The sequence below is a fragment of the Ensifer sp. ENS11 genome (assembly GCF_014851895.1).
GTDB classification, from domain to species: Bacteria; Pseudomonadota; Alphaproteobacteria; order Rhizobiales; family Rhizobiaceae; genus Ensifer; species Ensifer canadensis.
The window spans coordinates 13043-38477 of sequence record NZ_JACVAN010000033.1 but is presented as its reverse complement, the minus strand read 5'-3'; the positions used below and the strand labels follow the sequence as shown (position 1 = coordinate 38477).

At 61.1% G+C, this 25435-nt stretch carries 26 protein-coding genes and 1 pseudogene; 8 read left to right on the top strand and 19 right to left on the bottom strand.

The window, feature by feature from the left end; genetic code table 11:
- Positions 1-143 precede the first annotated feature (143 nt).
- The 10 genes and pseudogenes from doeB to IB264_RS32830 all read right to left on the bottom strand — a co-directional run bounded on the left by doeB (position 144) and on the right by IB264_RS32830 (position 9801).
- Positions 144-1154: a N(2)-acetyl-L-2,4-diaminobutanoate deacetylase DoeB gene (doeB, locus tag IB264_RS32875; RefSeq protein ID WP_192435168.1), complete on the bottom strand. Its 1011-nt coding sequence runs from the start codon at positions 1152-1154 to the stop codon at positions 144-146.
- A gap of 2 nt (positions 1155-1156) precedes the next feature.
- On the bottom strand, positions 1157-2338 hold the full coding sequence (gene doeA, locus IB264_RS32870; RefSeq protein WP_192435166.1) for an ectoine hydrolase DoeA: 1182 nt from the start codon (positions 2336-2338) through the stop codon (positions 1157-1159).
- A 31-nt stretch (positions 2339-2369) separates the two neighbouring features.
- A complete protein-coding gene (eutC, locus tag IB264_RS32865) occupies positions 2370-3362 on the bottom strand; it encodes an ectoine utilization protein EutC (RefSeq protein WP_192435164.1) in 993 nt (330 codons plus the stop codon).
- The gene (gene eutB, locus IB264_RS32860) at positions 3359-4366 is read right to left on the bottom strand and encodes a hydroxyectoine utilization dehydratase EutB (protein ID WP_192435162.1); all 1008 of its coding nucleotides are present in this window, start codon (positions 4364-4366) and stop codon (positions 3359-3361) included. The genes eutC and eutB overlap by 4 nt, the downstream gene beginning before the upstream one ends.
- Before the next feature lie 2 nt (positions 4367-4368).
- Positions 4369-5148 (bottom strand): ectoine utilization protein EutA, encoded by a 780-nt coding sequence (gene eutA, locus IB264_RS32855; RefSeq protein ID WP_192435160.1) that lies wholly within the window; start codon positions 5146-5148, stop codon positions 4369-4371.
- Complete coding sequence (gene ehuD / locus IB264_RS32850; RefSeq protein ID WP_192435158.1) at positions 5148-5810, bottom strand: ectoine/hydroxyectoine ABC transporter permease subunit EhuD; 663 nt, start codon at positions 5808-5810, stop codon at positions 5148-5150. Before ehuD ends, eutA begins: the two co-directional genes overlap by 1 nt.
- Positions 5811-5814: 4 nt before the next feature.
- Complete coding sequence (gene ehuC / locus IB264_RS32845) at positions 5815-6474, bottom strand: ectoine/hydroxyectoine ABC transporter permease subunit EhuC (protein ID WP_192435156.1); 660 nt, start codon at positions 6472-6474, stop codon at positions 5815-5817.
- An 82-nt stretch (positions 6475-6556) separates the two neighbouring features.
- A complete protein-coding gene (gene ehuB / locus IB264_RS32840; RefSeq protein ID WP_375154992.1) occupies positions 6557-7390 on the bottom strand; it encodes an ectoine/hydroxyectoine ABC transporter substrate-binding protein EhuB in 834 nt (277 codons plus the stop codon).
- Between the two features lie 80 nt (positions 7391-7470).
- The gene (ehuA, locus tag IB264_RS32835; RefSeq protein WP_057221396.1) at positions 7471-8256 is read right to left on the bottom strand and encodes an ectoine/hydroxyectoine ABC transporter ATP-binding protein EhuA; all 786 of its coding nucleotides are present in this window, start codon (positions 8254-8256) and stop codon (positions 7471-7473) included.
- 124 nt (positions 8257-8380) lie between these two features.
- Positions 8381-9801 (bottom strand): annotated as a pseudogene (locus IB264_RS32830) (PLP-dependent aminotransferase family protein).
- Positions 9802-9868: 67 nt separating this feature from the next.
- On the opposite strand from IB264_RS32830, the gene IB264_RS32825 reads away from it, so the two are divergent.
- From IB264_RS32825 to IB264_RS32810, 4 genes are all read left to right on the top strand, one after another.
- On the top strand, positions 9869-10351 hold the full coding sequence (locus IB264_RS32825; protein WP_192435150.1) for an Lrp/AsnC family transcriptional regulator: 483 nt from the start codon (positions 9869-9871) through the stop codon (positions 10349-10351).
- Positions 10352-10470: 119 nt separating this feature from the next.
- Positions 10471-11967, top strand: coding sequence for an NAD-dependent succinate-semialdehyde dehydrogenase (locus IB264_RS32820; RefSeq protein ID WP_192435148.1), 1497 nt, complete (start codon positions 10471-10473; stop codon positions 11965-11967).
- 49 nt (positions 11968-12016) lie between these two features.
- Positions 12017-13393: an aspartate aminotransferase family protein gene (locus IB264_RS32815; RefSeq protein WP_192435146.1), complete on the top strand. Its 1377-nt coding sequence runs from the start codon at positions 12017-12019 to the stop codon at positions 13391-13393.
- Between the two features lie 11 nt (positions 13394-13404).
- Positions 13405-14475, top strand: a complete 1071-nt coding sequence (locus tag IB264_RS32810) for an alcohol dehydrogenase family protein (RefSeq protein ID WP_192435144.1) — start codon at positions 13405-13407, stop codon at positions 14473-14475.
- 179 nt (positions 14476-14654) lie between these two features.
- Here IB264_RS32810 and IB264_RS32805 read toward each other — a convergent pair whose 3' ends face one another.
- A complete protein-coding gene (locus tag IB264_RS32805) occupies positions 14655-15044 on the bottom strand; it encodes a RidA family protein (protein WP_192435143.1) in 390 nt (129 codons plus the stop codon).
- Positions 15045-15210: 166 nt separating this feature from the next.
- On the opposite strand from IB264_RS32805, the gene IB264_RS32800 reads away from it, so the two are divergent.
- Positions 15211-15804, top strand: coding sequence for a TetR/AcrR family transcriptional regulator (locus tag IB264_RS32800; protein WP_192435141.1), 594 nt, complete (start codon positions 15211-15213; stop codon positions 15802-15804).
- Between the two features lie 136 nt (positions 15805-15940).
- Here the strand turns inward: IB264_RS32800 and IB264_RS32795 are convergent, their stop codons facing one another.
- The gene (locus tag IB264_RS32795) at positions 15941-17338 is read right to left on the bottom strand and encodes an MATE family efflux transporter (RefSeq protein ID WP_192435139.1); all 1398 of its coding nucleotides are present in this window, start codon (positions 17336-17338) and stop codon (positions 15941-15943) included.
- 423 nt (positions 17339-17761) lie between these two features.
- On the opposite strand from IB264_RS32795, the gene IB264_RS32790 reads away from it, so the two are divergent.
- On the top strand, positions 17762-19708 hold the full coding sequence (locus tag IB264_RS32790; RefSeq protein ID WP_210335709.1) for a hypothetical protein: 1947 nt from the start codon (positions 17762-17764) through the stop codon (positions 19706-19708).
- A gap of 26 nt (positions 19709-19734) precedes the next feature.
- A complete protein-coding gene (locus tag IB264_RS32785; RefSeq protein ID WP_025431371.1) occupies positions 19735-19953 on the top strand; it encodes a hypothetical protein in 219 nt (72 codons plus the stop codon).
- Positions 19954-20123: 170 nt separating this feature from the next.
- Here the strand turns inward: IB264_RS32785 and IB264_RS32780 are convergent, their stop codons facing one another.
- The 7 genes from IB264_RS32780 to IB264_RS34995 all read right to left on the bottom strand — a co-directional run bounded on the left by IB264_RS32780 (position 20124) and on the right by IB264_RS34995 (position 23737).
- Positions 20124-20402: an HU family DNA-binding protein gene (locus IB264_RS32780; RefSeq protein ID WP_025431370.1), complete on the bottom strand. Its 279-nt coding sequence runs from the start codon at positions 20400-20402 to the stop codon at positions 20124-20126.
- A gap of 55 nt (positions 20403-20457) precedes the next feature.
- Positions 20458-20751 carry a WGR domain-containing protein gene (locus tag IB264_RS32775; protein WP_025431369.1) on the bottom strand — a complete coding sequence of 98 codons (294 nt, stop codon included), beginning with the start codon at positions 20749-20751 and terminating at the stop codon, positions 20458-20460.
- Between the two features lie 399 nt (positions 20752-21150).
- Positions 21151-21399, bottom strand: coding sequence for a DUF982 domain-containing protein (locus IB264_RS32770; protein WP_025431368.1), 249 nt, complete (start codon positions 21397-21399; stop codon positions 21151-21153).
- A 101-nt stretch (positions 21400-21500) separates the two neighbouring features.
- On the bottom strand, positions 21501-21905 hold the full coding sequence (vapC, locus tag IB264_RS32765; RefSeq protein WP_057207748.1) for a tRNA(fMet)-specific endonuclease VapC: 405 nt from the start codon (positions 21903-21905) through the stop codon (positions 21501-21503).
- Positions 21905-22135: a type II toxin-antitoxin system VapB family antitoxin gene (vapB, locus tag IB264_RS32760; RefSeq protein ID WP_192435137.1), complete on the bottom strand. Its 231-nt coding sequence runs from the start codon at positions 22133-22135 to the stop codon at positions 21905-21907. Before vapB ends, vapC begins: the two co-directional genes overlap by 1 nt.
- A 153-nt stretch (positions 22136-22288) precedes the next feature.
- The gene (locus IB264_RS32755) at positions 22289-23455 is read right to left on the bottom strand and encodes an MFS transporter (RefSeq protein ID WP_192435135.1); all 1167 of its coding nucleotides are present in this window, start codon (positions 23453-23455) and stop codon (positions 22289-22291) included.
- A gap of 12 nt (positions 23456-23467) precedes the next feature.
- On the bottom strand, positions 23468-23737 hold the full coding sequence (locus IB264_RS34995; protein WP_246811875.1) for a DUF1127 domain-containing protein: 270 nt from the start codon (positions 23735-23737) through the stop codon (positions 23468-23470).
- A 134-nt stretch (positions 23738-23871) separates the two neighbouring features.
- Between IB264_RS34995 and IB264_RS32745 the strand changes: the two genes are divergently transcribed.
- Positions 23872-25380 carry a winged helix-turn-helix domain-containing tetratricopeptide repeat protein gene (locus tag IB264_RS32745; RefSeq protein ID WP_192435133.1) on the top strand — a complete coding sequence of 503 codons (1509 nt, stop codon included), beginning with the start codon at positions 23872-23874 and terminating at the stop codon, positions 25378-25380.
- Positions 25381-25435 lie beyond the last annotated feature (55 nt).

The window sequence follows — 25435 nt, the reverse complement described above, 5'->3', positions numbered from 1 at the left end:
GTGTTCCAGCCGCTTCGGAGCGCACAAAATCAGTCACCGGCGTTTAAGCGGGACAAAAATAGTTTTCAGCGCCTGGCTGCGAGGTTTTGGAATGGCCGTGACGGCCGGCAACCGGTTCAACGCGTGCGGTGGAACGGGTCCAACTAGACGGCAACCGCAACGACCGCGACGCAGTCTCCTGCCTTGACGAGGCCTGGGAAATGCCGGGCGCACAGGATGCCATCCATCTTCGTGCAGACGTCGGAAGGCAGGGCGCCGGTTTTGCCGATCGGGTGGATGCGGGCGACGACCTGACCGGCAACGACGCTGTCCCCCATGTCGACCAGAGGTTCGATCAGGCCGGCGTCCTCGGCAAAGGAAAAGCAATTTCCATCCGGCATATCTAGCCATTGCGTCCGGCCGGCAGCCGACCTGTCCCCACCCTTCAGGATGCCGGCCGTGTGCAAGACGTTGGCGACACCCTGTTTGGCAATGCCTGCGCTTTTTGCAGTTGCCGTGCCACCGCCTCCAAGTTCCGTCGTGATGAAGACCTTGCCCATCTCCTCCGCCGCGGTGTCGTACATTCCAACCGCGTCGATCTCGAGCATCTTCATCGAGTAGGGCGCGCAAAATGCGTCTACGAGTTCAAACGATCGTGCCTCCTGCTGCTTGTCCGGCAGGATGTGCGCCGCGCAGAACGGCAGGAAATCCAGCGTCTTTCCGCCGGAGTGAAAATCGAGGACGATATCGGCGAGCGGCAGCAGTTCGCGCTGGAAGTAATCGGCGATCTTCTCCGTCACCGTGCCGTCGGGCCTTCCCGGGAAACTGCGGTTCATGTTGCCCTTGTCGATCGGCGATGTGCGCGTCCCCGATACGAAAGCGGGATAGTTCATGGCCGGCAGAATGATGACCCGGCCGGCCACATCTTCAGCCTTCAGCGTGCGCGCAAGGTCGAACAGGGCGATCGGCCCCTCATATTCGTCGCCGTGATTGCCACCCGTCAGAAGCGCCGTCGGCCCTTCTCCGTTTTTTACGACGGTGACGGGGATCATCACCGAGCCCCAGGCGGAATCATCGCGGCTATAGGGCAGCCGCAGGAAGCCATGCTGGACGCCGTCCATCGAGAAATCGACGGTCGGCGAGATCGCAGACGGGCGCAGCTCTGAAACCGTCATGATCAGTCCTTCACGAAAAGCTTGCGCGGCACATTGGCGAGGCATTCGACCCCCGTCTCGGTGATCAGGATGCTTTCTGTGGTCTCAAAACCCATGTCCTCGAGCCACAGGCCGGTCATGAAGTGGAAGGTCATGCCGGGCTTCAGCTCGGTCATGTCGCCGGGACGCAGGCTCATGGTGCGCTCGCCCCAATCCGGCGGATAGGACATGCCGATCGAGTAACCCGTGCGGTTGTCCTTGACGATGCCGTACTTCTTCAAGACAGTGAAGAACGCCTTGGCGATATCCTCGCAGGTGTTGCCCGGCTTGGCCTGGGCAAGCCCCGCCTCCATGCCTTCCAGTGTCGCCTTTTCTGCGTCGATAAACGCCGGCGTCGGCTTGCCGAGGAATACGGTACGCGATAGCGGCAGATGGTAGCGATTGTAGCAGCCGGCAATCTCGAAGAATGTGCCTTCACCCGACTTCATCGGCCGGTCGTCCCAGGTCAGATGTGGGGCAGACGCCTCGACGCCTGAAGGCAGCAATGGCACGATCGCGGGATAGTCGCCGCCGATGCCGTCGACGCCGCGCGTGCCGGCATCGTAGATCTCGGCGACGAGATCGCACTTGCGCATGCCGACCTCGATCTTGTCGAAAATGCGCTGATGCATGCCTTCGACGATACGGGCAGCGTTGCGCATATAGCCGATTTCGGTTGGGCTCTTGACCGCGCGCTGCCAGTTGACCAGCGCCGTCGTGTCGACGAAGCGGGCATTGGGCAGATGCTTCTGCAAGGCCACATAGGCGGCCGCCGAAAACCAGTAATTGTCCATCTCGACACCGATCCGCAGCTTGTCGAGACCGCGCTCGACAAGCTTTGCAGCGAGATAATCCATCGGATGGCGCTCCGTGGACTGCACATAGTGATCGGGGTAGCCGATGATGTTCTCATGGCTCAGATAGGCCGTCAGCTTGGCGCCATTGGCATCCTGCCCGCGCCCGTACCAGATCGGCTCGCCGGTCGGCGGCACCACCACCGCCTGATGCACGTAGAACGACCATCCGTCATAGCCGGTGAGCCAGGCCATATTGGTCGGATCGCTGACAATGAGCAGGTCGACGCCCTTTTCCTCCATGGCCTTGCGCGTCTTTTTCAGTCGCGCCTCATACTCCCCAAGGGAAAATTTGAGATTGGGTTGGGTCATGTCTCTCCCTCATTCTCCGGCCGCGCCGGTCTCAACTTTCAAATGTCGTGCCCTTGCCGCGCTCCTGCGAGCGGGCGAAGGCAAGCGTGGCAATGGCGGTGTCCTGGATCCCGGTGCCCGTCAGGTCGACGATCGTGATCTGGTTCGCATCGGTGCGTCCCTGCCGCTGGCCGGCGATGATTTGGCCGAGCTCGGCAAAGTCGGCGTCGGCGGCAATGGAGCCGGCCTTTATGGCGTGGTGCAGTTCGCCGAGACGCCGCGTCTGCTTCAGACTATCGGCGACATAGAGCGAGGCTCGGGCGATTGCTGCGGGTTCGATCTCGTTCTTGTGCTCGGCGTCGGAACCCATCGCGGTCAGATGTTGGCCGGGCTGCAGCCAGGCAGCTTGGAGGATCGGTGTTTCCGCCGGCGTCGTGGTGACGATCACATGCGCGCCATCCACCGCTCGCTGCGCATCGCGTTCAGCGCGCACGGGAAATCCGAACTTCGCTGTCAGCGACCGCGCCGCAGCCTCTGCCTTTTCGCTATCCCGACCCCAGATCCGCGCTTCCCGGATCGGCCGTACCAGGCAAAGCGCTTCGAGCTGCAGCGTTGCCTGCATGCCGGCACCGAAAATGGCGGCCACCGAGGCGTCCGGTCGCGAGACGTGCCTGGCAGCAACCGCGCCCGCCGCCGCTGTGCGCACGTCGGTTAAATAGCCATTGTCGAGGAGCAGCGCCTGCACGACACCTGTTGTGGCCGACAGCAACACCATCAGGCCGTTGGTGCTCGGCAGTCCGAGCATGGGATTGTCGAAGAAGCCGGGACTGATCTTGATCGCGAACCCGTCTAGACCGGGGACATAGGCGGTCTTGACGTCGACTTCGCCCCGGTGTTCGGGGATATCGAGGCGCAGGATCGGCGGCATCACCACAGCTTTCGTGGCGAGCGCGTGAAAGGCATTCTCGACGCAATCGACGGCCGCAAGGTCCAGCGGCACGAGCGCCCTCAGGTCGGCCTCGGTCAAAATGGTCATGCGTGTCATGCCGCGTTCTCCCGCAACAGATCCGTCTCGCCATTCACCACGCGCCGGTGCAGCCCCATGTCGACGTTTCGGCCGGAGAGGATCAGCGCAAGCGGGCGGCCGTGCGTGTCGATCTTGCCGGCAAGCAGTGCCGCAATACCGACCGCACCTGCGCCTTCGACGATCTCGCGCTCTTGCGCGTAGGCGTGCCGCATGCCAGCGGCGATCTCCGCTTCCGAGAGCAACACGATGTCATCGAGCAGCGCGTGACACATGGCAAAGGTGACGCGATTGGCAAGGCCGATACCGCCGCCGAGCGAGTCCGCAAGACTTGGCACCTCGGGAACCTCGACGGGGCGACCCGCATCGAGGCTCGCCCTCATCGCCGCGCCACGTTCCATGGTGATGCCGATCACGCGAACGCCCGGCCGGCGCGTCTTGACCGCCAGCGCCACGCCCGAGGCCAGGCCGCCGCCGGAAAGCGGAACGAGCACGGTTCCGACCTCCGGCATGCTGTCGACGATTTCGAGACCGAGCGTGCCCTGGCCGGCAACAACAGCCGGATTGTCGAACGGCGGCACCATCACGAGCCCGTCCTGCTCGACGAGCCTTTCGACTTCGCGCTGGGCATCGTCCTGCGAGGCACCGGTGATATGGACCCTGGCGCCAAGACGACGAATTTCAGCGACCTTGTTGTCGGGAACGAGGTGCGACATGCAGATCGTCGCAATCGTGCCTTCGGCCTTTGCGGCATGGGCGAGAGCCCGGCCGTGATTGCCGGTGGAGGCGGCAACGACGCCGCGCTTGCGCTCGTCAGGCGACATGGACAGCAAGGCGTTGCAGGCGCCGCGCAATTTGAAGCTGCCGGTGGTCTGGTGATGTTCCAGCTTGAGCCCGACAGGCACACCCGACAACTCGGACAGGGATGGTGAGAGAACCAAAGGCGTTCTCAGCACATGCGCCGAAATCCGGCGGGCGGCCGCTTCAATGTCGCCATAGGCCACGGGCAGGGGAGATCCGGCCATGCTCACGCTCCCGCCATCGGCAGCGTCATCAGCCGGCCGAGCTGAGGACGGTGCTCGTCATCGCCGCAAAGGCGCAGGCACGCCCAGGCGGTTGCCAGATTGCTGGTGACAACGGGCTTGCCAATCGCATCCTCGATCCGGGCAGCGACAGAGGCGGCGCGGACCGCCGTGCAGGAAATGAAGAGCGCGTCGGATTTCTCCGCCATCGCCTCCCTGGCGAAAGCAATGATTTCGTCGGAACCGATACGCGCCATTTCGCGATCATCCGTCAGGCCAAGGCAGGTAAACCGATCGATCGTAAATCCGCTCTCAGCAAAATAATCCGCCATCGGCCGGCTGGTCTCGAGGGTATAGGGGGTCAGCACGGAAATGCGGCGGGCACCGAGGGCATGGAGGCCTTTGACCGCCGCCGCCGTCGGGGTGACGACCGGCACGTTGGGCTTTGATGCATGGATTGCCGCCGTGACCTGCTCGTCGCCGATGACCACCGAGGCCGAGGTGCAGGAATACATGATAACGTCGAGCTGTTCGTCGGGCAGGATCAGGCCGGCGGCCGTCGTCAGCGACGGCTGCATCGCGCGCAGGTTTTCAGGCGTGACCGGATTGGCATAATGGATGCGCGCGACATAGATGCCGATACGATCGCTTGCGACCATGCGCTGGAAGTCCGGCTCGGTCGTGTGGTCGGTGGCGAGGATAATCAGCCCGACGCGTTTTTCGAGCGGGCGCTCGTCAAGCTTCGGTGCGCGAGAAGCAAGGGAAAGAGACAGCGTTTTTTCCATCAGCGTTCCTCCACCCGGCTGTAGCGTTCTTCCAGCCACCTGAGGAAGACGACAGAGATCAGGCTCATGATCAGGAAGAAGACGCCGACAAGCGTCATCGGTTCGATGTAGCGATAGTTGCTGTTGGCGATGCTTTTCGCCTGATTCATCAGTTCCAGTACGGTGATGGCCGACAACAGCGGTGTCTCCTTGAACATGGCAATCAGATAGTTCGCCAGCGCCGGGATCATGGGCGGTATCGCCTGCGGCAGGATCACGTGCAGCCAGGTCTGGCGCAGCGTCAGATTGGTGGCGCGCGCCGCCTCCCATTGCCCGCGCGGCACGTTCTCGATGCCGGCGCGATAGACTTCAGCCGTGTAGGTGCCGTAGTGGATTCCAAGCCCGATGACGCCGGCGACAAGCGCAGGCAGGCTGATGCCTATGTCAGGCAGGACGTAGAAGATGAAGTAAAGCTGGACAAGCAGCGGCGTGCCGCGAATGAACTCGAGGATGAAGCCGACCACTCGGGCAATCGGTTTCGGGGCCGAGAGCCTGAGGATCGCAAAGACGAGGCCGACGACGGCGGCGACCACTGCCCCCAGAACCGTGGCCAGGATCGTGATCTTCAGGCCTTCGAGCAGGGTCGGCATGATCTGCCAGACGAAATTCCAATCCCATTCCATCGGATCAAACCCTCACGCCATCAAGGCCGCGTGTCATGCGTCGCTCCAGCCACCGCATGCTGCGCGAAATGACCCAGGACATCAGGAAGTAGAGAACGAGGATCACCGTGAACGGGATCAGCGTATTGCCGGTCTGGGCACGCACGACCTGTGCCTGAAACGTCATGTCCGTCAGCGAGATCAACGAAACGACGGCCGTGCCCTTCAACAATTCGATGGCGTTGTTGCAGAAGGTCGGCAACATCAGCGGCAGGGCCTGGGGCAGGATGATGTGGCGCATGGCCTGAGAGCGGGTCAGGTTGAGCGCGATGCAGGCTTCGCGCTGCTCCCGGCCGATCGCCTTCACCGCACCGCGCACCACCTCGGCACCATAGGCACCGACATTCAGGCCGAGCGCCAGGACGCCCGCCTGTAGCGGCGTCAGCGTGATGCCTGCGAAAGGCAGCACGAAATAGACCCAGAACAGCTGCACGAAAATCGACGTGCCGCGGAAGAACTCGATATAGGTCGTCGCCAGCGCCCGCACCGCCATGAAGCGGCTGACGCGCGCAAGCCCTGCCACGAAGGCCATGACGACGGCGAGCGCCGAGCCAAGCACCGTCAGTTGCAGCGTCACCAGCGCGCCCTGCAATATCAGCCCTATGTAGCCGGACCAGTCGATCATCGTTGTTCACATTCCAGTGGTCGTCGTGAGCGATCGAGACCGGCTCCCCTGGCGCAAGCGCGAAGAAGGGAGCCGGAGAACCTTACTGGGCCGCGCAGAGCTTTTCGCGCGTCGTCGACATCGCCGCCTTGGCGGAAAAGCCATAGGGTTCGATGATCTTGGCGAACTCACCGGATTCCTTCAGCTTTGCCAGCTCGACGTCGAAGGCGTCGCGCAGCGCTTCGTCGCCCTTCTTGAACGCGGCGCCGTCGCAGTAGACCGGCGCACCTTCGACAGGGGCGACAACCTCGAGGTTCGGATCGTTGGCTTTCGACATCAGGTCGTTGATCGACAGGACCGGGAGGGAGTAAACGTCGATGCGCCCATCCTGCAGCATCTTCAGCCCGCTCTGACCATCAGGCACAACAATGACGCGGTCGCGCGGAACGCCGGCTTCCAGCGCCAGCTTTTCCTCGGTGCCGCCGCCCGGCGCGCCGATCTTGACATCGGGATTGTCGGCAATGTCCTTGTAGCTCATCAGCTTCAAGGGATTGCCCTTCTTCAGCGCGAAGGCTTCCGCGTCGCAAAGAACCGGTTCCGAATAGGCAACCGCTGCACAGCGCTCGGGCTTCATGAAGAGGCCGGCGGTGATCGCATCGTGCCGCCCGGCCTGAAGACCGGGGATCATCGCGCCATATTCGGAGATGGATGCGGCGACATCGGCAACGCCGAGGCGCTTGAAGATTTCGCGGGCAACGTCCGGTGCGGCACCAGACACCTTGCCGTCGGCGCCGACTGCGGTGAACGGCGGCTCGTTGGCGATCGCAATGCGGGCAAAGCCCTGTTCCTTGAGCTGCTGCAACTTGTCGTCGTCAGCAGCGGCCGGGGTTGCGGCAACGAATGCCATCAGCGTCGAAACGCTTGCGGCCACTGTCATGAAATGCGTCATTTTCATCGGTATCGGCTCCTCTGGCTGTTCTTCATCTTCTTGTTTGGGGCACATCCCGGCGCGAACGCTCAGACGCGGTGCCCTGCCGCGATTATCTTGCGCAGGAACACTTGCGTGCGCTCTTGCTTCGGATGACGGAAGATGTCGTCCGGTTTGCCTTCCTCGACGATCTTGCCGCGGTCGAAGAAAAGGATCCGGTCGGCAAAATCGTGGGCAAAGCCCATCTCATGGGTGACGAGTAGCATCGTCATGTCGGTCTCGGCTGCGAGTTTGCGCATGACGTTCAACACTTCCTCGACAAGCTCGGGGTCGAGTGCGGATGTGACTTCGTCAAACAGCATGATCTTCGGCGACAGCGCCAGCGCCCGGGCAATCGCCACCCGCTGTTTCTGCCCGCCCGACAGCTGCGCGGGCATGCTTTTGGCCTTGTCGGCCATGCCCACCATGTCGAGAAGCTCCATTGCCCGCTTTTCCGCGGCCGGCCTTGCCATGCCCTTGGTCAGCATCGGCGCCAGCGTGACATTGTCGAGAACGCATTTGTGCGGAAACAGGTTGAAGTGCTGGAAGACCATGCCGATCTTCTCGCGCATCCGGTGAAGATAGCGCTCGTCTGCGGCAACGAGGCCGCCGTTCCCGGGCATATGATAGAGCTGTTCGCCATCGACGTGGATGTGGCCGCCGCTGATCGTCTCCAACGTCATCAGGATGCGCAGGATCGTCGTCTTGCCGGAGCCGGAAGGACCGATGAGCGCAAGCTTTTCGCCTGGCATAACCTGCATCGACAGACCGTCGAGCACCGTCAACGGACCGTAGCGCTTGATGATGTTATCGATGCGGATGATGGGTTCGGGCATTCACGTCTTTCCCTGGTGGGGACCGGTGATGCCTTAACGATGATCGCCCATCTAAATCATGTCAATTGGAATAATAATATCATGACAATTATTCCGATTCCGCCCGAAAAATAGGGTGTCCGCCTCAAATCGCAAGCAGAAGCGCTTCGGGATTTCCCATCGCAAGCGAGGCGACGATGCCGAGGCCCTGTCGCAATTCCTGCTCGGCGGTGGAGCCCAGCGATATGCGCACGGCCGGGCGCCAGCCGAGGTCCGAGGTGCGGAAGGAAGATCCTGGCGCAATCGCCACGCCACGCAGGCGCGCCTGCGAGACGAAGCCCTCTTCGGTATGACCCTCCGGCAGCGGCAGCCAGATATGCAGGCTCTGCGGATGCGAATGGTAGTCGAGATTGCCGAGCGTCTCGGCGGCAATGGCGTGGCGGGCAGCCAGTGCCCGCCGCTGCCAGTCGACCAGCTCGATTGCCGTTCCATCGCTCACCCAATGCGTCGCGATCTCGGCGATTGCCGGTGTCGCCATCCAGTTCGAGACGAGATGCCGGTTGGCAACGGCAGCCACATAGCGATCGGGTGCAGCGAGATAGCCGATGCGCAGGCCCGGAACGGTGATCTTGGTGAAACTGGTGATGTAGAGCGTCCGCTCCGGCGCAAAGGCCGCGACCGGCTTTAGTCCCGCATCGACGAGCGGACCGAGAATGTCGTTCTCGATGATCGCGATGTCATGACGACGGGCGACTTCGGCAAGGGCGGCGCGCCGCGCCTCGCTCATCAGCGTTGCCTTCGGGTTGATGACCGACGGCTGCAGGAAAATCGCCCGGATGACGCCTTTTCGGCAGGCTTCGTCCAGGGCCCCAGGGATCATGCCGTCATGGTCGATCGGCAGGCCTTCGAGGTGGATGCCGAGATAGGTCGACAGCGGCACCAGCGTATGATGGCTCACCGCCTCGGTCGCAATTGTCGATCCGGGAGGCGCGACGCTCATCAGCGCAACCGTCATGGCCGATGTCGCGCCGTTGGTGAGGCTGACATTGAGCGGCGATATCTCCAGGCCACAGCGCGCAAGCCATTCAGCCGCCACGTTGCGATGACGCGGGAACACCATGTTGGGGCGGAAGGAGAGCGCCGAACTCGAGGGCAGGTTCTCCGCAAGCCAGGCAAACGCCCCGCGCATCTTCTGTAGATGGAGCTGCTCGCAGACCGGTTTGAGGATCGAAAGGTCGATCAACTCGCCCAGGCGCTCCGGCAGATAGGGGGGCTCAGGCTCCTTTGCCTGGGTCTGCACGAAGCTGCCGCGCCCGATTTCGCCGGACACAAGCCCTCGGCGGATCAGTTCGTCATAGGCGCGGCTCACCGTTTGAACCGACAGCGACAGCTCGTCGGCAAGGTTGCGATGGGTCGGAAGGCGCTGACCGTTGGATAGCTTGCCCTCCTGGATCGCACGCGCGAACTGTTCGGCCAACGAGAGGTAGGCCGGACGGCGGAGCTGGGCAGGGTCGGGGCGCCAATTTGTCATGATTTTACACTGCTGAAAATCAGGTCAATTGACAACGGCAAAATCAACACCCAATCTCTTTTTCCAGATTTGACATGAAACAGCACGCGCGAAAGCCCTGAAATGAAACTCGACGCCATCGACCTGCGCATCCTTGAGGCTGTCCAGGAGGACGGTCGCATTACCAAATTGGCGCTCGCCGAAAAGGCCGGGCTGTCGCCGACGCCATGCTGGATGCGGCTTCGCAAACTGGAGAAGGCCGGCATCATCACCGGCTACCATGCCCGGGTGGCTGTGCGCCGCGTGGCGCCGGTGGCGAGCGTGATGATGGAAGTGACGCTCGGCAACCACCGGCAGGCTGATTTCGAGCGCTTCGAGCGCGCCGTCGCAACCATATCCGAGATCACCGCCTGCTGGTCGGTCGGCGGCGGCGTCGATTATATTCTGAAGATCATAGCGGCAGATATCGACGCCTATCAGCGGCTGGTCGACAGCCTGCTCGATCGCGAACTGGGGATCGACCGCTACTTCACCTACATCGTGACGAAGACCGTCAAGGAAGAAACCGTTCTCCCTCTGGCCGCATTACTGCCGGCAGCACCCTAGACAATCTCTCTTTCCTCCGGCGCGATTTCAGACCAAGTCTCTCTTGGCTGCTCGCTGAACAGACAATCTCTCGCCCATCCGCTGCCACTATCTCCTCAGCCCATGCCGAGGAGATGCCGATGGCCGCCGTTTTCGCCCGCACACCGTTTCACGACACGCTGAACCAGTTGGGAGATCGTCACCTGCTGCGCGAGCTTGCCTATGTCAACGGTCGCTGGACCTCTTCACGCCAGGGCAAGAGCTTTGCGGTGACCGACCCGGCCACGGGCGGGACCCTTGCTTGGGTGGCGTCGCTCGATGGCGATGAAACGACTGCGGCGATCGACGCGGCAGACAGGGCTTTCGCCGGGTGGCGGGACATGCTTCCGCAGGAGCGCGCCGGCATACTGCGCAAATGGTGCGAACTGATGCTGGCTGCCAAGGACGATCTCGCATTGATCATGACGCTGGAGCAGGGCAAGCCGATTGCCGAAGCGCGTGGAGAGATCGACTATGCTGCTTCCTTTCTTGAGTGGTACGGCGAAGAAGGCAAACGCGTGAATGCCGAAAGCGTGACAAGCCACCTTGCCGGCGCCGAGATGATCGTGCGCCGGGAGGCGCTCGGCGCCGTCGGTATTGTCACGCCTTGGAACTTCCCGTCCGCCATGGTGACGCGAAAGGCTGCCGCAGCACTTGCGGCGGGGTGCACGGTGGTCGCCCACCCGTCCTGCGAAACGCCGCTTTCGGCGCTGGCGCTCGCCGAACTCGCCGAACGGGCCGGAATTCCAGCAGGCGTCTTTAACGTCGTCACCGGCGATGCTGCGACCATCGTCGGTCAGATGAGCGCGGACAAGCGCCTGCGCGCCATGAGCTTTACCGGGTCCACCGAGATCGGCCGATTGATCGCCGGCCAATGCGCGCCGACGATGAAGCGCCTCGTCATGGAGCTTGGCGGACATGCCCCGCTCATCGTCTTTGCCGACGCGGATATCGAAAAAGCGGCCGACATCGCTATCAACGCCAAGTTCGCGACGTCCGGCCAGGACTGCCTGGCTGCCAATCGGATCTACGTCGAACGCCCGATCCTTAGGGCTTTCAATGCCGCGTTTGCGGCACGTATCGCCAAGCTGAACGTCGGGGGCGGTCTGGATGCCGGTGTCGACATCGGTCCGCTGATGCATGAGCGCGCTGTCGCCAAGGTCGAGGAACAGGTCGCCGACGCGCTGAAACGCGGAGCGACCCTTGTATCCGGCGGCAGGCGGCACCACGTGGGCGCGCTATTTTACGAGCCGACGCTGCTGACCGATGTTCCCGATGACGCGCTGATCATGCGGGAAGAGACATTTGGCCCTGTGGCGGCCGTCACTTCCTTCGACAGCGAGCCAGAGGTGATCGCCCGTGCCAACGACACGGACTATGGCCTGGTCGCCTATGTTGTCACCGAGAACGGGGCACGACAGATGCGGCTCGGCCGGGCGCTCGACTACGGCATGGTGGCGATCAACCGGGTGAAGATCACTGGCGGGCCCGTTCCCTTCGGCGGCTGGAAACAGTCGGGTCTCGGCCGCGAGGGATCGAGACACGGGCTCGAGGCCTTCACCGAGCTCAAATATCTCTGCATCGACACCGCGGCCTGAAGTCGCTCCATCAACCAATCGAAGACCGACAGCATAAGGACAAAAGACCATGCTCGACCGCAACAACGAACTGACCGCCTGGGACCGCGACCACTTCTTCCATCCGTCGACCCACATGGGCATGCATGCGCGCGGCGAGATCCCGACCCGGGTGATTGCCGGCGGCGAGGGCGTCTACATCACCGACGTCAACGGGCGGACCAGTCTCGATGCCTTTGCCGGGCTCTACTGCGTCAATGTCGGCTATGGCCGTCAGAAGATCGCTGACGCGATTGCCGAGCAGGCAAAGAACCTGGCCTACTATCACGCCTATGTCGGGCATGGCACCGAAGCCTCGATCACGCTGTCCAAGATGATCATCGACCGGGCACCGGAGAGCATGTCCCGCGTCTATTTCGGGCTTTCCGGTTCGGACGCCAACGAAACCAACATCAAGCTGATCTGGTACTACAACAACATTCTCGGACGGCCGGATAAAAAGAAGATCATTTCACGCTGGCGTGGCTATCACGGATCCGGCGTGATGACTGGATCGCTGACCGGTCTTGCGCTCTTTCACAACGCCTTCGACCTGCCACGCGCACCGATCCTGCACACGGAGGCACCCTATTATTTCCGCCGGCCCGACCGTTCGATGGACGAGGAGCAGTTCTCGCAATATTGCGCCGACAAGCTTGAGGAAATGATCGTCAATGAAGGGCCGGACACCGTTGCCGCCTTCATCGGTGAACCGATCCTCGGCACCGGCGGTATCGTTCCGCCGCCGAAGGGCTATTGGCAGAAGATCCAGGCGGTGCTTGCCAAATACGACATCCTGCTAATCGCCGATGAGGTCGTAACCGGCTTCGGCCGTCTCGGCACGATGTTTGGCTCGGATCACTACGGCATGAAGCCGGATCTCATCACCATCGCCAAGGGGCTGACCTCCGCCTATGCGCCGCTCTCGGGAACGATCGTCTCCGACAAGATGTGGCAGGTTCTGGTTCAGGGATCCGACGAACTCGGGGCCATCGGCCATGGCTGGACCTATTCCTCCCATCCGATCTGTGCTGCAGCCGGGGTCGCCAATCTCGAGCTGATCGACGAACTCGGCCTCATCGAAAATGCCGGTACGACCGGCGCCTATTTCCGCGAAAGACTCGCCGAAGCGGTTGGCGGCCACAGGCATGTGGGTGAGGTTCGTGGCGATGGGCTGATGGCAGCCGTCGAGTTCGTCGAAGACAGGGACGACCGTAGGTTCTTCGATGTGAGCCAGAAGATCGGCCCGCAGGTATCTGCCGCTCTTGCCGAGCGTGGCGTCATCGGCCGCGCCATGCCGCAAGGCGATATCCTCGGTTTTGCCCCGCCGCTATGCCTGACACGGGATGAAGCCGATATCGTCGTGAAAGCCGCGACGGCGGCAATCGAACAGGTTCTCGGGCGCTGAGGGAGGCGGTCATGACCTTGATACCGACAACGATGAACGCGGTGCAACTCGTCGGTCATGGCGGGCTCGACAAGCTCGTCTACAACGGCGCTGTCCCCGTGCCGGGGCCGGCCTCCGACGAGGTTCTGATAAGGGTGACGGCCTGCGGAATGAACAACACCGATGTCTGGGTGCGCCAGGGCGCCTATGGCACGGAGGACGACGCAGCGGCGGTTTCGACCTGGCGTCGCCAGGGCAACACCCTCACTTTCCCACGCATCCAGGGCACCGATGCCGTTGGTCGCATCGTCGCCACCGGATCGCGCGTCGATCCAGCGCGTATCGGTGAACGAGTGATGGTGGATTTTTCGATCTACAACCGCGATGACGACAGCCTTGCCGACATCGATTACATGGGCCATGGCCGCGACGGCGGCTATGCTCAATATATGGCGCTGCCAGCGGAAAATGCCCATGTCGTCGATACCGATCTGACGGATGTCGAGCTGGCGACGTTCTGTTGTGCTTACCTGACGGCGGAACGCATGTTGGAAAGGGCACGGCTGGTCGCCGGCGAGACCGTGCTGGTGACTGGTGCCTCGGGCGGCGTCGGTTCCGCCATTATCCAACTGGCGCGGGTTCGTGGCGCGGTGCCGATAGCCATTACCAGCGCGGGTAAAGAGCAGGCCCTTCTCGATATCGGCGCCAGTGCCGTGGTCACGCGCGACAAAGGCGATCTCGTGGACGCAGTCACCAAAGCATCACAGGGCAAACCGATCGATGTCGTTGCCGATCTCGTTGCCGGCCCGATGTTCAACGATCTTCTGAAGGTGCTGAAACCGGAGGGGCGCTACACCACCGCCGGCGCGATCGGCGGCGCCGTCGTTCAGCTCGATTTGCGCACGATGTATCTGAAGCAGCTTGAACTGCATGGTTCAAGCCAGGGCACCCGGGCCGATTTCAGGCGCTTGGTTCGCTATATCGAAGAAAACAGAATCCGGCCGCTGGTCGCAGGCGTCTATCCGCTGCGTGAGTTTCATCGCGCCCAGTCGGACTTCATGGCCAAGTCTTTTGTCGGCAATCTGGTTGTCGTTCCGGACTGAGGGCCGAGTTCCTTCATGCTTGACAAATTCGAGAACGAGCTATGCGGCCGGCGCCGCATGCGTCTCGCGCAGCAAGGCCGGCGAAACCATCGGACTTCACAATGTCGGAGTTGAGCCAATGTTCCATTGGTACCGCGACCGACTGTTAGAAATCTGTCCCACGATCGCGCCGGCGGAGCCTAGGGGATGCGGGCGATGACCTTGATCTCGAAGTCGAAGCCGGCGAGCCAATTGACACCGACTGCGGTCCAGTTCGGGTAAGGCGGCTTGCTAAAAATCTGTTGCTTGACGGTCATGATCGTTGCGAACTGGTTCTCGGGATCCGTGTGGAACGTCGTCACATCGACAAGATCGTCGAATGTGCACCCGGCCGCATTCAGCGTCGCCTTGAGGTTTTCGAAGGCCAGTTGGACCTGGCGTTCAAAGTCGGGTTCCGCCGTTCCGTCGCTACGGCTACCAACCTGGCCGGAGACGAACAATAGGTCACCGGATCGAATGGCGGCCGAATAACCGTGTTCCTCATAAAGAGCGTGCCGGTTTGCGGGAAAGATTGCTTCGCGCTCTGTCATTTTTGATCTCGCCTTGTTGTCATTTGACCGCATCCAATGAGCGGACGGCGGCGCTTCAAGCGCTTTCAATGCTCACTCGCTTCATGTACGGTGCGTATGTGAAATAGCCGAAATACGCCTCGTATGTCAAGTTCATATACGAGGCGTATATGAACTTGAGGGCAAGATGGCGAGACGGCGTGTCGAGACGATGGAGGAAAACCGCGTCAAGCTGATCGCGGCGGCGCGAAAAGCCTTTGCCGAAAAGGGATATTCCGCTGCTTCAATGGACGACTTGACAGCCGAGGTCGGGCTCACGCGAGGGGCGCTTTACCACAATTTTGGCGACAAGCGCGGCCTCTTGGCCGCGGTCGTCAACCAGATCGACTCCGACATGGCTTTGAGCGCGCAGGAGATCGGCGCCCGTGCGACAGACCCTTGGCAAGGCTTGCTGGCCGAGGGTGCCGCCTATATCGAGATGGCACTTGTCCCAGAAGTGCAACGCATTGTTCTGCTCGACGGACCTGCTGTCTTGGGCGATCCATCGCAATGGCCGAGCCAGAGTAGCTGTCTTCAGTCGACAAAGCGCACAGTTGAGCGGCTGACCGCGCAGGGGATACTCAAGCCGGTGGACGCGGAAGCCGCCGCCCGGCTTCTCAGTGGCGCTGCGCTCAATGCCGCCCTCTGGATTGCCGCCAGCGACGATCCGCAGGGCGTACTGCCGAAGGCTGTCGCCGCTTTCCACGCACTGGCCACGGGCTTTCTCATGAAACCCGCGTAGGTTCCCGGGCCAATTCAATGGCGCGAAATTTGTGATTTTGGCGCCACGAAACTTCGCGTGGCACTGCACCACATCGCTCCCTTGCGTCATCACCAACCGGCAACGCTGCCGGCCTCATGTGGCCCCGCTTGGTTTCTCATACAGTTATCCTTTGGACCCTGAGTCCAAAGCCGCCTGCTGGGGCGGGGGTCTTCAGGATTGGGATAAGGATCGCTGTCGCGAGGGTGGCCACAAGGCAGTCTGTGACCGGAAAGGCAAACCAGATCGCCGTGCTGTCGCCGAAGACCCCAAAGCAGACAATCAGCAGCGGGCTAAGCGCAAACGGCTTGACGAGCGTCAGCACCGCCGCTCTCCCAGGCTGACCCACGGCCTGGAAATAAAGCGCGAACACCAGAATGGGCCCGGTAAAGAGATAAAGAGAAACCATCGGCCGCAGGATTGCGCCGACTTCTGCGACGACAGACGCATCCTGCGCAAAGCCCGCGCCGATCCTGCTGCTTGCGCTCAGCAAGATGAGTTCGACCGCGACGCAATAGAAAAACGCAACGCTTACTGCGAGGCGCAACATTCTGTCCGAACGCTGATAAAAACCGGCTCCGACATTGTTGCCGACGATGCTTTGCGTGGAGAGCGCGATCGCCATGAGCGGCAGGAAGGCAAAGCTCAAAATGCGCATGACGATGCCATAAGCAGCAGCAGTGTCGGCGTAGCTGGCGCCGGCGGTCAGCCGCAATGTCGCGATCACCGTGGCCGCAACCAGTGCGATGCCGATGAAGCTCAGGCTCAGCGGCATGCCGAGGAGCACGATGGGCCGCCAGCCACCGGCCCAACTATGCGCCCCAAGCGAAGCGAGCGGTATCATCCAAACGCCGTGTAGCCGCATCCCGACCAGGAGTGCCAATCCAAGGGCCTGGGCCAGCGCCGTGCCCAACGCCGATCCGGCAATGCCAAGATCGAGCTCGACGATCAACACGTAGTTGAACGCGATATTGGCGAAGGTTACCCCGACCGACATCAATGCCATCAGGCCCACGCGGCCTTCGTTGCGGCAAGCATCCGCGTGCAGTCCCAGCAGAAACTGCACAGGCGTCGCGCAGATCATGATCAGGAGGTAACGATACGACATTTCGGCGATGTTGCCTTCGGTGCCTGCTATGTGGCCGGTGGCGGTGCGCCCGCCCACAAGGAAGGCAAAGATCAGCACCAGCGCCATCATGAGCGCGAGACCGTGGGCCCGTGCAAATACTGCCGCCGCCATCTCTCGCGCACCTGCGCCTAGATGCCGGGCAAGCAGGCTGGACATGCCGCCGCTGACAAGCGTCGACAATGCGATTGTGACCATCACCGCTGGAAAGACGATGCTGACCGCAGCCAGGGCATCGGCACCAATGAAATGCCCGAGGATGGCGGCATCAACCACGGTCAATAGTCCGCTCATCATCATGACAAGCATCATCGGCAAAGCATTGGTAATAAAGAGCCGCCCGATCGGAGCGGTCAGGAACGGATTTTGTTGTGCGTGTCCGGACGACATCGCTCACTCCTCAAATGAGGCATTTCGCATTTGACAGGGAGCCTGCTTTGCCTACCGACGAAATGCTTCGAGGGTGAGAAGATGAGTATCGTCGGGCTTCACCGTGACTTGCGTCCGCAGGCGGCAGGTGCCCGATACCTTAGCCGAGCTTTATCCGCCTGCCGGTCCCGATGTCAAATTCTTAGATCTATCAAGGCGGCCGGTCCGGCGCTTCTCAGCCAGCGCTGCTTTGAACTTGTTCGCTGTGTTGACGCATCAGACCCGCTCCCCATTGCGCTGATTGTGACGTGGTGCTGCACTATTGATTGGGACAAATGTGCGAAGCTTTGAGCCGTTGCACTCCGATACTGTAAGTTGACTTCGGCATGATTTTCCGCCTAATTCAACTTAGGATCGTGTGGAAATCTGATAGAGGTCGAGCGATTGGATTCAGGCGGCGAACCACAGTCCACGATCTTCCGCCTGCGGACATTTGGCGGTCTGGAGTTGCTCGATGAGCATGGGCACGCTATCCCGTTCCCCGCAAAGGCGCTTGTGATCCTCGCCTACCTTTTTTCCACAGGCCGTCGGACCGCCACGAGAATGGAGGTTGCGGAGCTGCTTTGGGGCAGGGGAACGCCATCAGTCGCTTTCACCAATCTTCGCAGGTTGATCTCGCGGATCAGAGGTCGTCAATCCGAGCTCAATGTGCATTTTCTTGTTTTTTCGAACCATGGGATCGAGCTCAAGTCATCCTTGATCACCTGCGATGTTTCGTTGTTTGGGATGGCCGAGCCTGAAGGCTCGTTCGATGAACTCAAGGAGCTTGTTGATCGGCTTCGATCGGCTTTTCTGGATAAAATCGACCTTCAAAATTCTTTGTTTGACCACTGGCTAGCGCAGCAGCGAGAGCGTCAGCTGATAGCGCTCGATCATGCCATGCGGCTGATGGCATCTCTGGCCAACACAGCTGCCCAGCGTGCCGTCGTCCAACAGGCCGCGCTGCTCGTCTTTCTCACAGGCTCAAACGACCAGATTGCACCCAAATTTCTGCTGCAGGCCTACGATGTGCAGGGAGAGGTTGAGCATCTCAGGCGCACGTTTGAACGGCGAAACGAGATGCTCGCATCCTGGATGAAGGAGAAACAATCGTTCCCGCCAGCCAAGATCGCGGCGCGGGCGGCAAATGTCGAGATAATCAATCCCGCTGAACTGACGGAACATTCAAGGCCTAGCCTGCCGCGCCTGGCGTTGCTCCCGCCCAGCAACTACAGCCGCGAACCCGCCGCAGCGATGATCGTGGCCTCGCTTCTGGAGGACATCACCATTGGCTTCTGTGTGCTGAATAGCGTTCAGGTGCTGGCACCTTACTCCGCCCTGCAGATAAGCCGCAAAACTGAAGACCAGCTCGCGATGCTTGAGCATCATGGCCTGACCTATGTGCTCGAGACACGGTTGAGCGGTGTGGACGAGGCGCTTTCCTTGTTCACACAGCTCGTGTTTCTTCCCACGAGCGAGATTGTCTGGGCGGAGCGGCTCAGCCTTGATGGCGCGCGCTTCGCGCAAAACAGGCGTGACATATCCGGGCGCCTGGCACTTTCGGTCGCGAGCGAAATCGAGCGCCACAGGATCACGCGCTCCAATTTCGATCGGAACCCGGCCACGTATCACCGCTATCTGCTCGGACGGCAGTTCTTCGACCGCTTGACGCTGCCCAACCTGCGCCGTGCCCGAAAGGAGATGAAAGCGGTATTGCAGGAAAGCCCCAACTTCGCGCCGGCGCTCAGCTCGCTTGCACGAACCTATTCGGAGGAGTGGCTTCTGACGGCGCGAGGCGAGGCGGATTTGCTGAAGTTGGCTGAGACCTATGCCTTGCAGGCCATTGAGACAAGCAGCGACATGGCGGATGGTTACCGCGAGCTTGGGGTGGCAAAGCTGCTGCAGGGTGCTCTCGACGAAAGTGTCGAGACTTTGCAACTGGCCGAGACGCTAAGCCCACACTACGCGGATATCATTGCCGACCACGCCGACGCCTTGGCCCACTGTTCGCGTCTGGATATCGCGTGTCGGACCATCGAGCGCGCCATCGAACTCAATCCCATAAGCCCGGATTCCTACCTGTGGACGGCGGCGGGCGCCTGCTACGGTCTCGGCCGTTTCCACGCGGCTATTGGCTACATCGATAGAATGGCAGATGGCAGCCTCGCCGACCGGTTGGCGGCTGCGAGCTGGGCCATGCTCGGCCACCGCGACAAAGCACATGTGTTCGTTACCAGAGCCCGAGAAACCCATCCCGACTTTGATGTCGAAAACTGGCTGTCGATCGTACCGATTAAGGAAAAATGGCACAAAGACATCTATCGTGAAGGTCTCAAGAAGGCAGGCTTCTAGACATAAAACCGAGCGGGGGAATGTGCATGGCAAAAGTTGCGATCTTAGGTTTCGCTGGCGAAGAGGGACTTTACATTGTTGACCTGGAGGCAGGGACCGTCGCGCCGATGACCGTGCCGGTCAAAGGCGCCCTTCAGACCGTCGTTGATCTCCAAAGGGCCGGAGGCACGGTTATCAAGGGCGTCAGCGTCGCGGTTTCCGTGACGTCGGCCGAGGACATCTCGAACGGCCGGTTCGACGGGTAGGGCGGTCCGGCCGGACGTCTTCACTGCGTTTGACGATGGTGCGCAGCGGCGGTGGCGCTTGAACGCGTGCGGCTGAGAAGCCCCATGGCATCGGGTTCTGCTGCTGCCTGGACGCAGAGCCTAAGCGGGTTCAGTGGCCCCGCCAGCAGGCGGGGCCAAAAGCTGCGACGTTACTTGTTGAGTGCGTCCTTCAGAGCCTTTGCCGGTACGAAGGACACCTTCCTTGCTGCCGCGACCTTGATGGTCGCTCCGGTTGCCGGATTGCGGGCTTCACGCTCAGGCGTGGCCTTGACCTTGAACTTGCCGAAGCCAGGCAGGGAGGTCTCGTTGCCGGAGACCGAAGCGGCGGAGATGGCTGCAAGCACGGATTCAACGACGGCTTTGCTTTGAGCCTTCGTCAGGCCATGCTCGCCGGCGATCTTTTCTGCGATTTCAGTTGTGGTGGTCAAAAGTTGTTCCTCCTCGTTTTTGACGAAAGGATACTTTGCCCGAATGGCGCCAATGTCATCGGTCTTGCGCAACAACACCCGCCTCCTCAGGTGATTTTCCACAGATTGCCTTGGCAACATAGCCTTTCGCCCTCTTTCTGCGGGCGATTTGGAGAAGGAGCGCAATGGCATCGGCCTCGGATGCGAAGTGATGGCTCATCTCCTGGCCGAGCGTACCGATGCGCCCCCAGGCGCGGATAAGGGAGATTTCGCCAAAGAGCGTCGGTTGTATCGAAAGCGCATAGTAGCGCGCCATGTTTCGGCTGGGATCTATCCGTTGAAAGTAGAGGTTGGAGCACTGCTGGGTCATGAACGCAGCATCGCGCGTCGGGGAATCCGCGTCCAATGAGAGTTTTGAATCGGTCGGGGCGAACCGATTCACGTCGTTGATGTGAAAGTCGGCGTCGCCGAGCCAAGCCTCGACCGTTCCGCGAAATGTCGACCTGAAAGGCGTCAAGGCCGCGCCTGCTGCAGCAGGGCGCGGCCTCTTTGATAGTTGCTACACTAACCGCCCGGGAAAACCGGAGCTTGTGCACCCTAGATGGATTTCATGCCACCGGAAAAACGGAGGTGGAGCAGGCGAAGCAACCCTCAAGTGATGCACTGGTTATCCACGAATGCGGGCAGGCTTAGGAGCTTGTAATTTCGTGCGAAATTCACGGGCTGTGGAGAACCGCCCGATCGTGAAATCAGGTTGCTGGCCGGCAACTCACGAGGAAATCTCGTCCTCCGCAATCGGGAATGAACATTCGATGGCCGCGCCAATGAAGGCCTTGCGGGAGAGCCCAAGGCTCTCCCCGCGCTCCAGCGCGGCGTGGCAGCGATTTCTGGCCCGTTCGTAGAACCATCCGCCTTGCGGCCATTCACTTAGATACTGCAGCGCATCCTCTGGCCCGTTGATACACCGCTCACCTTCTGGACCGACCCTGACGGGGTGATCCCAATTGATACCTTGCATCTGCGTTGCCTCCGTTTCGCCGCAGAACGCTTATCTTGCAAGTTTGTTCCTTCCTCCGGCCAGGCTTTCGCGCCCCTGGCAATCGGGCATGCCTTCCATTGTCAGGTGGTCGCCCAGTCTTCAAGACGCAAGCCAGGCACTCTTTCGAATTCCCGTCCATTGTTGGTGACCAGGATCAGTCCCTGTGAGCGGGCATGGCCAGCAATCAATTGATCGTAAGGTCCGATTGGCTTGCCGGCCCTGGCCAGCTCGGCCCGGAGTTGGCCGGTGTGTGCTGCCGCCAAGCGATCAAAGTTCAGAACGTCGAGCCTTGCCGCAAATCCTTCAACGACGTTGAGATTTCGCTCCGGCATTGCCGATTTTTCAGCGCCGAAAATCAGTTCCATAAGAGTGATCGAACTGATGCAGAGCTGCCCCTGGTGGCGGTTGAAAGCCTCGCGAACAGGCTCTGGACGATTCTTGATCGTGAAGATGCAGATGTTGGTATCGAGCATGTATTTGAGCATCAGAACGTCTCGCGCTCTTGCTGCTCGGGCTGGTCACGATCCGCCATGAAGTCGGCGCTCGCCCGTTCGCCGTTGAACCAACTGTCCCAAGCTTCCCCGGCCGGGGTTATTATTCGAGTCCTTCCGACCGCCACGACATCTACTTTCTTGACATCGTCGGGTAGCGCCACGGCCTTCGGTAGACGGATCGCCTGGCTGCGGTTGCTTTGAAATACGGAGCCCTGGTCCATCGATCACCTCTTGGGATATGGCTTAAGTATATCCCCATATAGGTTGTTGGCCGTGGATATGTCAATGGGATATACCAGGCGGCGATCATGCTGACTCCCTATTGGTGGAACCCGGCTTATCATCATCGACGCGGCATGAGGCAAGTGCCCGGATCAACCCCGTCGTCTCTCCGCCATCAGGAGAAAGGCCAGGACACAGCACAGCAGGCCAAGGGACAATGGCAATCCCTGATGTCCGATCAGTTGCATCGCCAGTCCTGTGACGGGCGAGCCCACGATGCCGCCGGTACCCCATAGGATCGCGAAGGCAGCGTTGCCGGCGATCAAGGCTTGACCGGCGAAACGCTCGCCGAGCTGGATCAGCGACATGGTGTAGATCCCGAACGAGACCCCGCCGCAGACGAAAACGAGCGGCCAGATGAGCCACGACGTGAAGAACCACGGCAGCAGCAGGCAGCCGGCCAGCGAGGCCAGGGCACAGCCTAACATGGTCCGTCTCTCGCCAAATTGTTCTGCCACACGGCCGAGCAAAATCTGCAGCACGGCATTGCCTACGATGAAACAGGTGATGAGCGAAGCGATGCGCTCTTCGGCACTGCCGAGTGCGGCCCCATAGACCGCGAACAGGGAAAGCAGGGTCTGCTCGAAAGCGGCGGCAGTGAAAACCGCAAACAGCAGGAGCGGTGCCAATGCGAAGAAGCCGCCGACCGATGTTGTCTCACCCTCATGCAGCATGTCAGGCAGGCGCGGCACGACTGCAAGCACGATCAGGCCGCAGAGAAGGAAGGCGACGATGCCGATCATAAAGGGCGGCCAGCCCTGCGTGCCAACCAGCCCGAGCGACAGAGGGCCGATGGCGAAGCCAGCCGAAACGATCGATGAATAGAGGCCCATGATGCGGCCCCTGCGCGGCGCGGGCGTGATCGAGAGCAGCCAGGTTTCGCTGATCACGTAAAGCGGATTGGCGAAAAAGCCGAGGAGGAAGCGCAGTGGCATCCAAGCCCATACTTCTTGCGTCCAGCCTATCGCGATCAGGGCGAGCGCGGCCAGCATCGAACAGAGGATCGCAAGCCGCGGCGCGCCCACCCGCCGCGTCAACGCGGGAATGAAAGGCGCGGACACAATGAAACCGAGCGGCGTCATCGCCGCCGACAGGCCGATCACGCCTGATGTCATTCCCTGCCGCTCCAGGATGAAGCTGAGCAGCGGATAGGTCAGCCCCTGTGCCACGGCGAACACCGTGATGGTCGCGATGATGCCTGCCATCGCGGCCCATGGGATCCGATCCTCGCGCGATATTGTCGTGCTTTCGGCAGTCATGAAGCATTCGCCTTATAAGGGGTTTGATACTTGCCACAAGGACTTGGCGATCTCTGCCTCGAACTGCTGTCTCGTCAGCCCGATGTCGTCGATCAAATGGGGATCGTCCTTCAATTTTTGCTCAAGTTCCCAGCGAAAGCGTATCCGCTCGGCCCAGGTGGCGATGATGCTTCGCAGGGTCGTCAGGCTGTGGTGCCGACGCGACACTTCCGCCGGCCGCACCGGCGTTTCTGGCCGCGTTGTCTGATGCGGGGCCGACGCAAGGGTGGGAGTATCGTTCATGGCAACCTCCATATGGTTTGAGCCAGCGGCCCTCGACCTGAAAGAGGATGGAGTCTGCCGGATACGAACGGCGTCGTAATTAAGCCCTCCCAAATAGTTCTCAAAAACTTCCAAACGGACTATAGATGCGCCGCATGCAGGGATCGCGCTTCGCCTTTGGTCCGTTCGTGCTTGATCCGGATGCGGGAACGCTGCTTCGGAACGGTGATCCCGTTGCGGTTGGCTACCGCGGGTTAAAGTTGCTTGCAGCACTCGTCGGACAACCCGGCGAAATTCTTGGAAAAACCGAGTTGATGGATGCGGCGTGGCCGGGCACGGCTGTCGAGGAAGGCAATCTCACCGTCCAGATCGCGCAGCTGCGCAAGCTGCTTGGTCCCGCCGCCGACGGCGGTGAATGGATCTCGACGGTTCCGCGCGTCGGCTACCGCTTCACCAGGGCCATCGAGCAGCTGAGTGGGGCGAAGCGAAAACCTTTGCCGCTGCCCGGCAAACCATCGATAGCCGTGCTGCCCTTCGTGAATATCAGCAACGACCCCGAACAGGAATCCTTTGCGGATGGGTTGACCGAAGATCTGATCACTGACCTGTCCAGGATCTCCGGCCTTTTTGTCATCGCACGCAATTCGGCCTTTGCCTACAAGGGGAGGGCGATGGACGTGCGCGGGATCGCTGAGGATCTTGGCGTGCGTTACCTGCTGGAGGGCAGCGCTCGTCGCGCCGGCGAGCATGTGCGCATCAACGCCCAGCTGGTCGATGCGGTGAGTGGCGAACACCTATGGGCGGAACGCTTCGATCGCAGCCTGGAAGATATCTTTGCCGTTCAGGACGAGGTCACCGGCAAGATCGTGGAAGCCTTGCTCGGCCGGCTGCGCGCACCGCCGTCGCGCAACCGACCCAACAATCTCGAGGCTTACGATCTCTGCGTGCGGGCGCGTAAGCTGATGGATGACACGCCGCAGTCGGCGCAGGAAGCGCATCTGATGCTCACGCGCGCAGTTTCGCTCGATCCTGATTATGCCGAGGCCTATCGCTGGCTTGCCATGAACCACTGGATGGGGTGGGTGCATTCGGGCGGACCCACCGAAGCTAGCCGTGGCATTGCGTTGGAACTGGCGCGCAAGGCCGTCGCGCTCGATCCCAACGATGCCGGCAGCCGCTGGGTTCTGGCGTATCTGCTTGCCTATGAGTGCAGCTTCGACGAAGCCGATCGGGAATTCGCCAAGGCGATCGAGCTCGACCCGAACGAGGCCGACAGCTGGGCAGCGCTCTCCGATGTTGCGGTCCTGGCCGGACGGGCAGAGGAAGGGCTTGAGCACATTCGCAAGGCGTTCCGGCTGAACCCGTTTCCGGCGAGTTGGTACTATCTGACGCTCGGCCAGGCACAATACGCGGTGGGCCAATACGAAGCCGCTGTCGAGACGCTGCGCAGGGACGAGACGTACCGTACAAGCTCGCGCCGTTTCCTGGCGGCAAGCCTTGCTCAGCTGGGCCGGCTCGACGAGGCACGCACAGAGGTCGAACTCTTCCTGGTTGGCAATCCGAGTTTCACAATCCACCACTGGGCGACGACCGAGCCATTCCGCGACGCTGCGACGCTTGCGCATTTCGTCGATGGCTACCGCAAGGCGGGGCTCCCGGAGTGACATGCCGGCGTGATCTCCCAAACGGTCATCTACCCTGAGCGTGGAAAAAACGGCG

Bases quoted from the DNA above. Each gene is read 5' to 3' on its own strand.
- IB264_RS32745 (WP_192435133.1), top strand. From the start codon at position 23,872: ATGCAGGGATCGCGCTTCGCCTTTGGTCCGTTCGTGCTTGATCCGGAT.
- eutA (WP_192435160.1), bottom strand. From the start codon at position 5,148: ATGGAAAAAACGCTGTCTCTTTCCCTTGCTTCTCGCGCACCGAAGCTT.
- IB264_RS32800 (WP_192435141.1), top strand. From the start codon at position 15,211: ATGGCGAGACGGCGTGTCGAGACGATGGAGGAAAACCGCGTCAAGCTG.
- IB264_RS32770 (WP_025431368.1), bottom strand. From the start codon at position 21,399: ATGCAAGGTATCAATTGGGATCACCCCGTCAGGGTCGGTCCAGAAGGT.
- IB264_RS32755 (WP_192435135.1), bottom strand. From the start codon at position 23,455: ATGACTGCCGAAAGCACGACAATATCGCGCGAGGATCGGATCCCATGG.
- ehuB (WP_375154992.1), bottom strand. From the start codon at position 7,390: ATGACAGTGGCCGCAAGCGTTTCGACGCTGATGGCATTCGTTGCCGCA.
- IB264_RS32805 (WP_192435143.1), bottom strand. From the start codon at position 15,044: ATGACAGAGCGCGAAGCAATCTTTCCCGCAAACCGGCACGCTCTTTAT.
- IB264_RS32825 (WP_192435150.1), top strand. From the start codon at position 9,869: ATGAAACTCGACGCCATCGACCTGCGCATCCTTGAGGCTGTCCAGGAG.
- eutB (WP_192435162.1), bottom strand. From the start codon at position 4,366: ATGGCCGGATCTCCCCTGCCCGTGGCCTATGGCGACATTGAAGCGGCC.
- IB264_RS34995 (WP_246811875.1), bottom strand. From the start codon at position 23,737: ATGAACGATACTCCCACCCTTGCGTCGGCCCCGCATCAGACAACGCGG.
- doeA (WP_192435166.1), bottom strand. From the start codon at position 2,338: ATGACCCAACCCAATCTCAAATTTTCCCTTGGGGAGTATGAGGCGCGA.
- ehuD (WP_192435158.1), bottom strand. From the start codon at position 5,810: ATGGAATGGGATTGGAATTTCGTCTGGCAGATCATGCCGACCCTGCTC.
- IB264_RS32820 (WP_192435148.1), top strand. From the start codon at position 10,471: ATGGCCGCCGTTTTCGCCCGCACACCGTTTCACGACACGCTGAACCAG.
- ehuA (WP_057221396.1), bottom strand. From the start codon at position 8,256: ATGCCCGAACCCATCATCCGCATCGATAACATCATCAAGCGCTACGGT.
- IB264_RS32775 (WP_025431369.1), bottom strand. From the start codon at position 20,751: ATGACCCAGCAGTGCTCCAACCTCTACTTTCAACGGATAGATCCCAGC.
- eutC (WP_192435164.1), bottom strand. From the start codon at position 3,362: ATGACACGCATGACCATTTTGACCGAGGCCGACCTGAGGGCGCTCGTG.
- IB264_RS32810 (WP_192435144.1), top strand. From the start codon at position 13,405: ATGACCTTGATACCGACAACGATGAACGCGGTGCAACTCGTCGGTCAT.
- IB264_RS32795 (WP_192435139.1), bottom strand. From the start codon at position 17,338: ATGTCGTCCGGACACGCACAACAAAATCCGTTCCTGACCGCTCCGATC.
- vapB (WP_192435137.1), bottom strand. From the start codon at position 22,135: ATGGACCAGGGCTCCGTATTTCAAAGCAACCGCAGCCAGGCGATCCGT.
- doeB (WP_192435168.1), bottom strand. From the start codon at position 1,154: ATGACGGTTTCAGAGCTGCGCCCGTCTGCGATCTCGCCGACCGTCGAT.
- IB264_RS32815 (WP_192435146.1), top strand. From the start codon at position 12,017: ATGCTCGACCGCAACAACGAACTGACCGCCTGGGACCGCGACCACTTC.
- ehuC (WP_192435156.1), bottom strand. From the start codon at position 6,474: ATGATCGACTGGTCCGGCTACATAGGGCTGATATTGCAGGGCGCGCTG.
- vapC (WP_057207748.1), bottom strand. From the start codon at position 21,905: ATGCTCAAATACATGCTCGATACCAACATCTGCATCTTCACGATCAAG.
- IB264_RS32785 (WP_025431371.1), top strand. From the start codon at position 19,735: ATGGCAAAAGTTGCGATCTTAGGTTTCGCTGGCGAAGAGGGACTTTAC.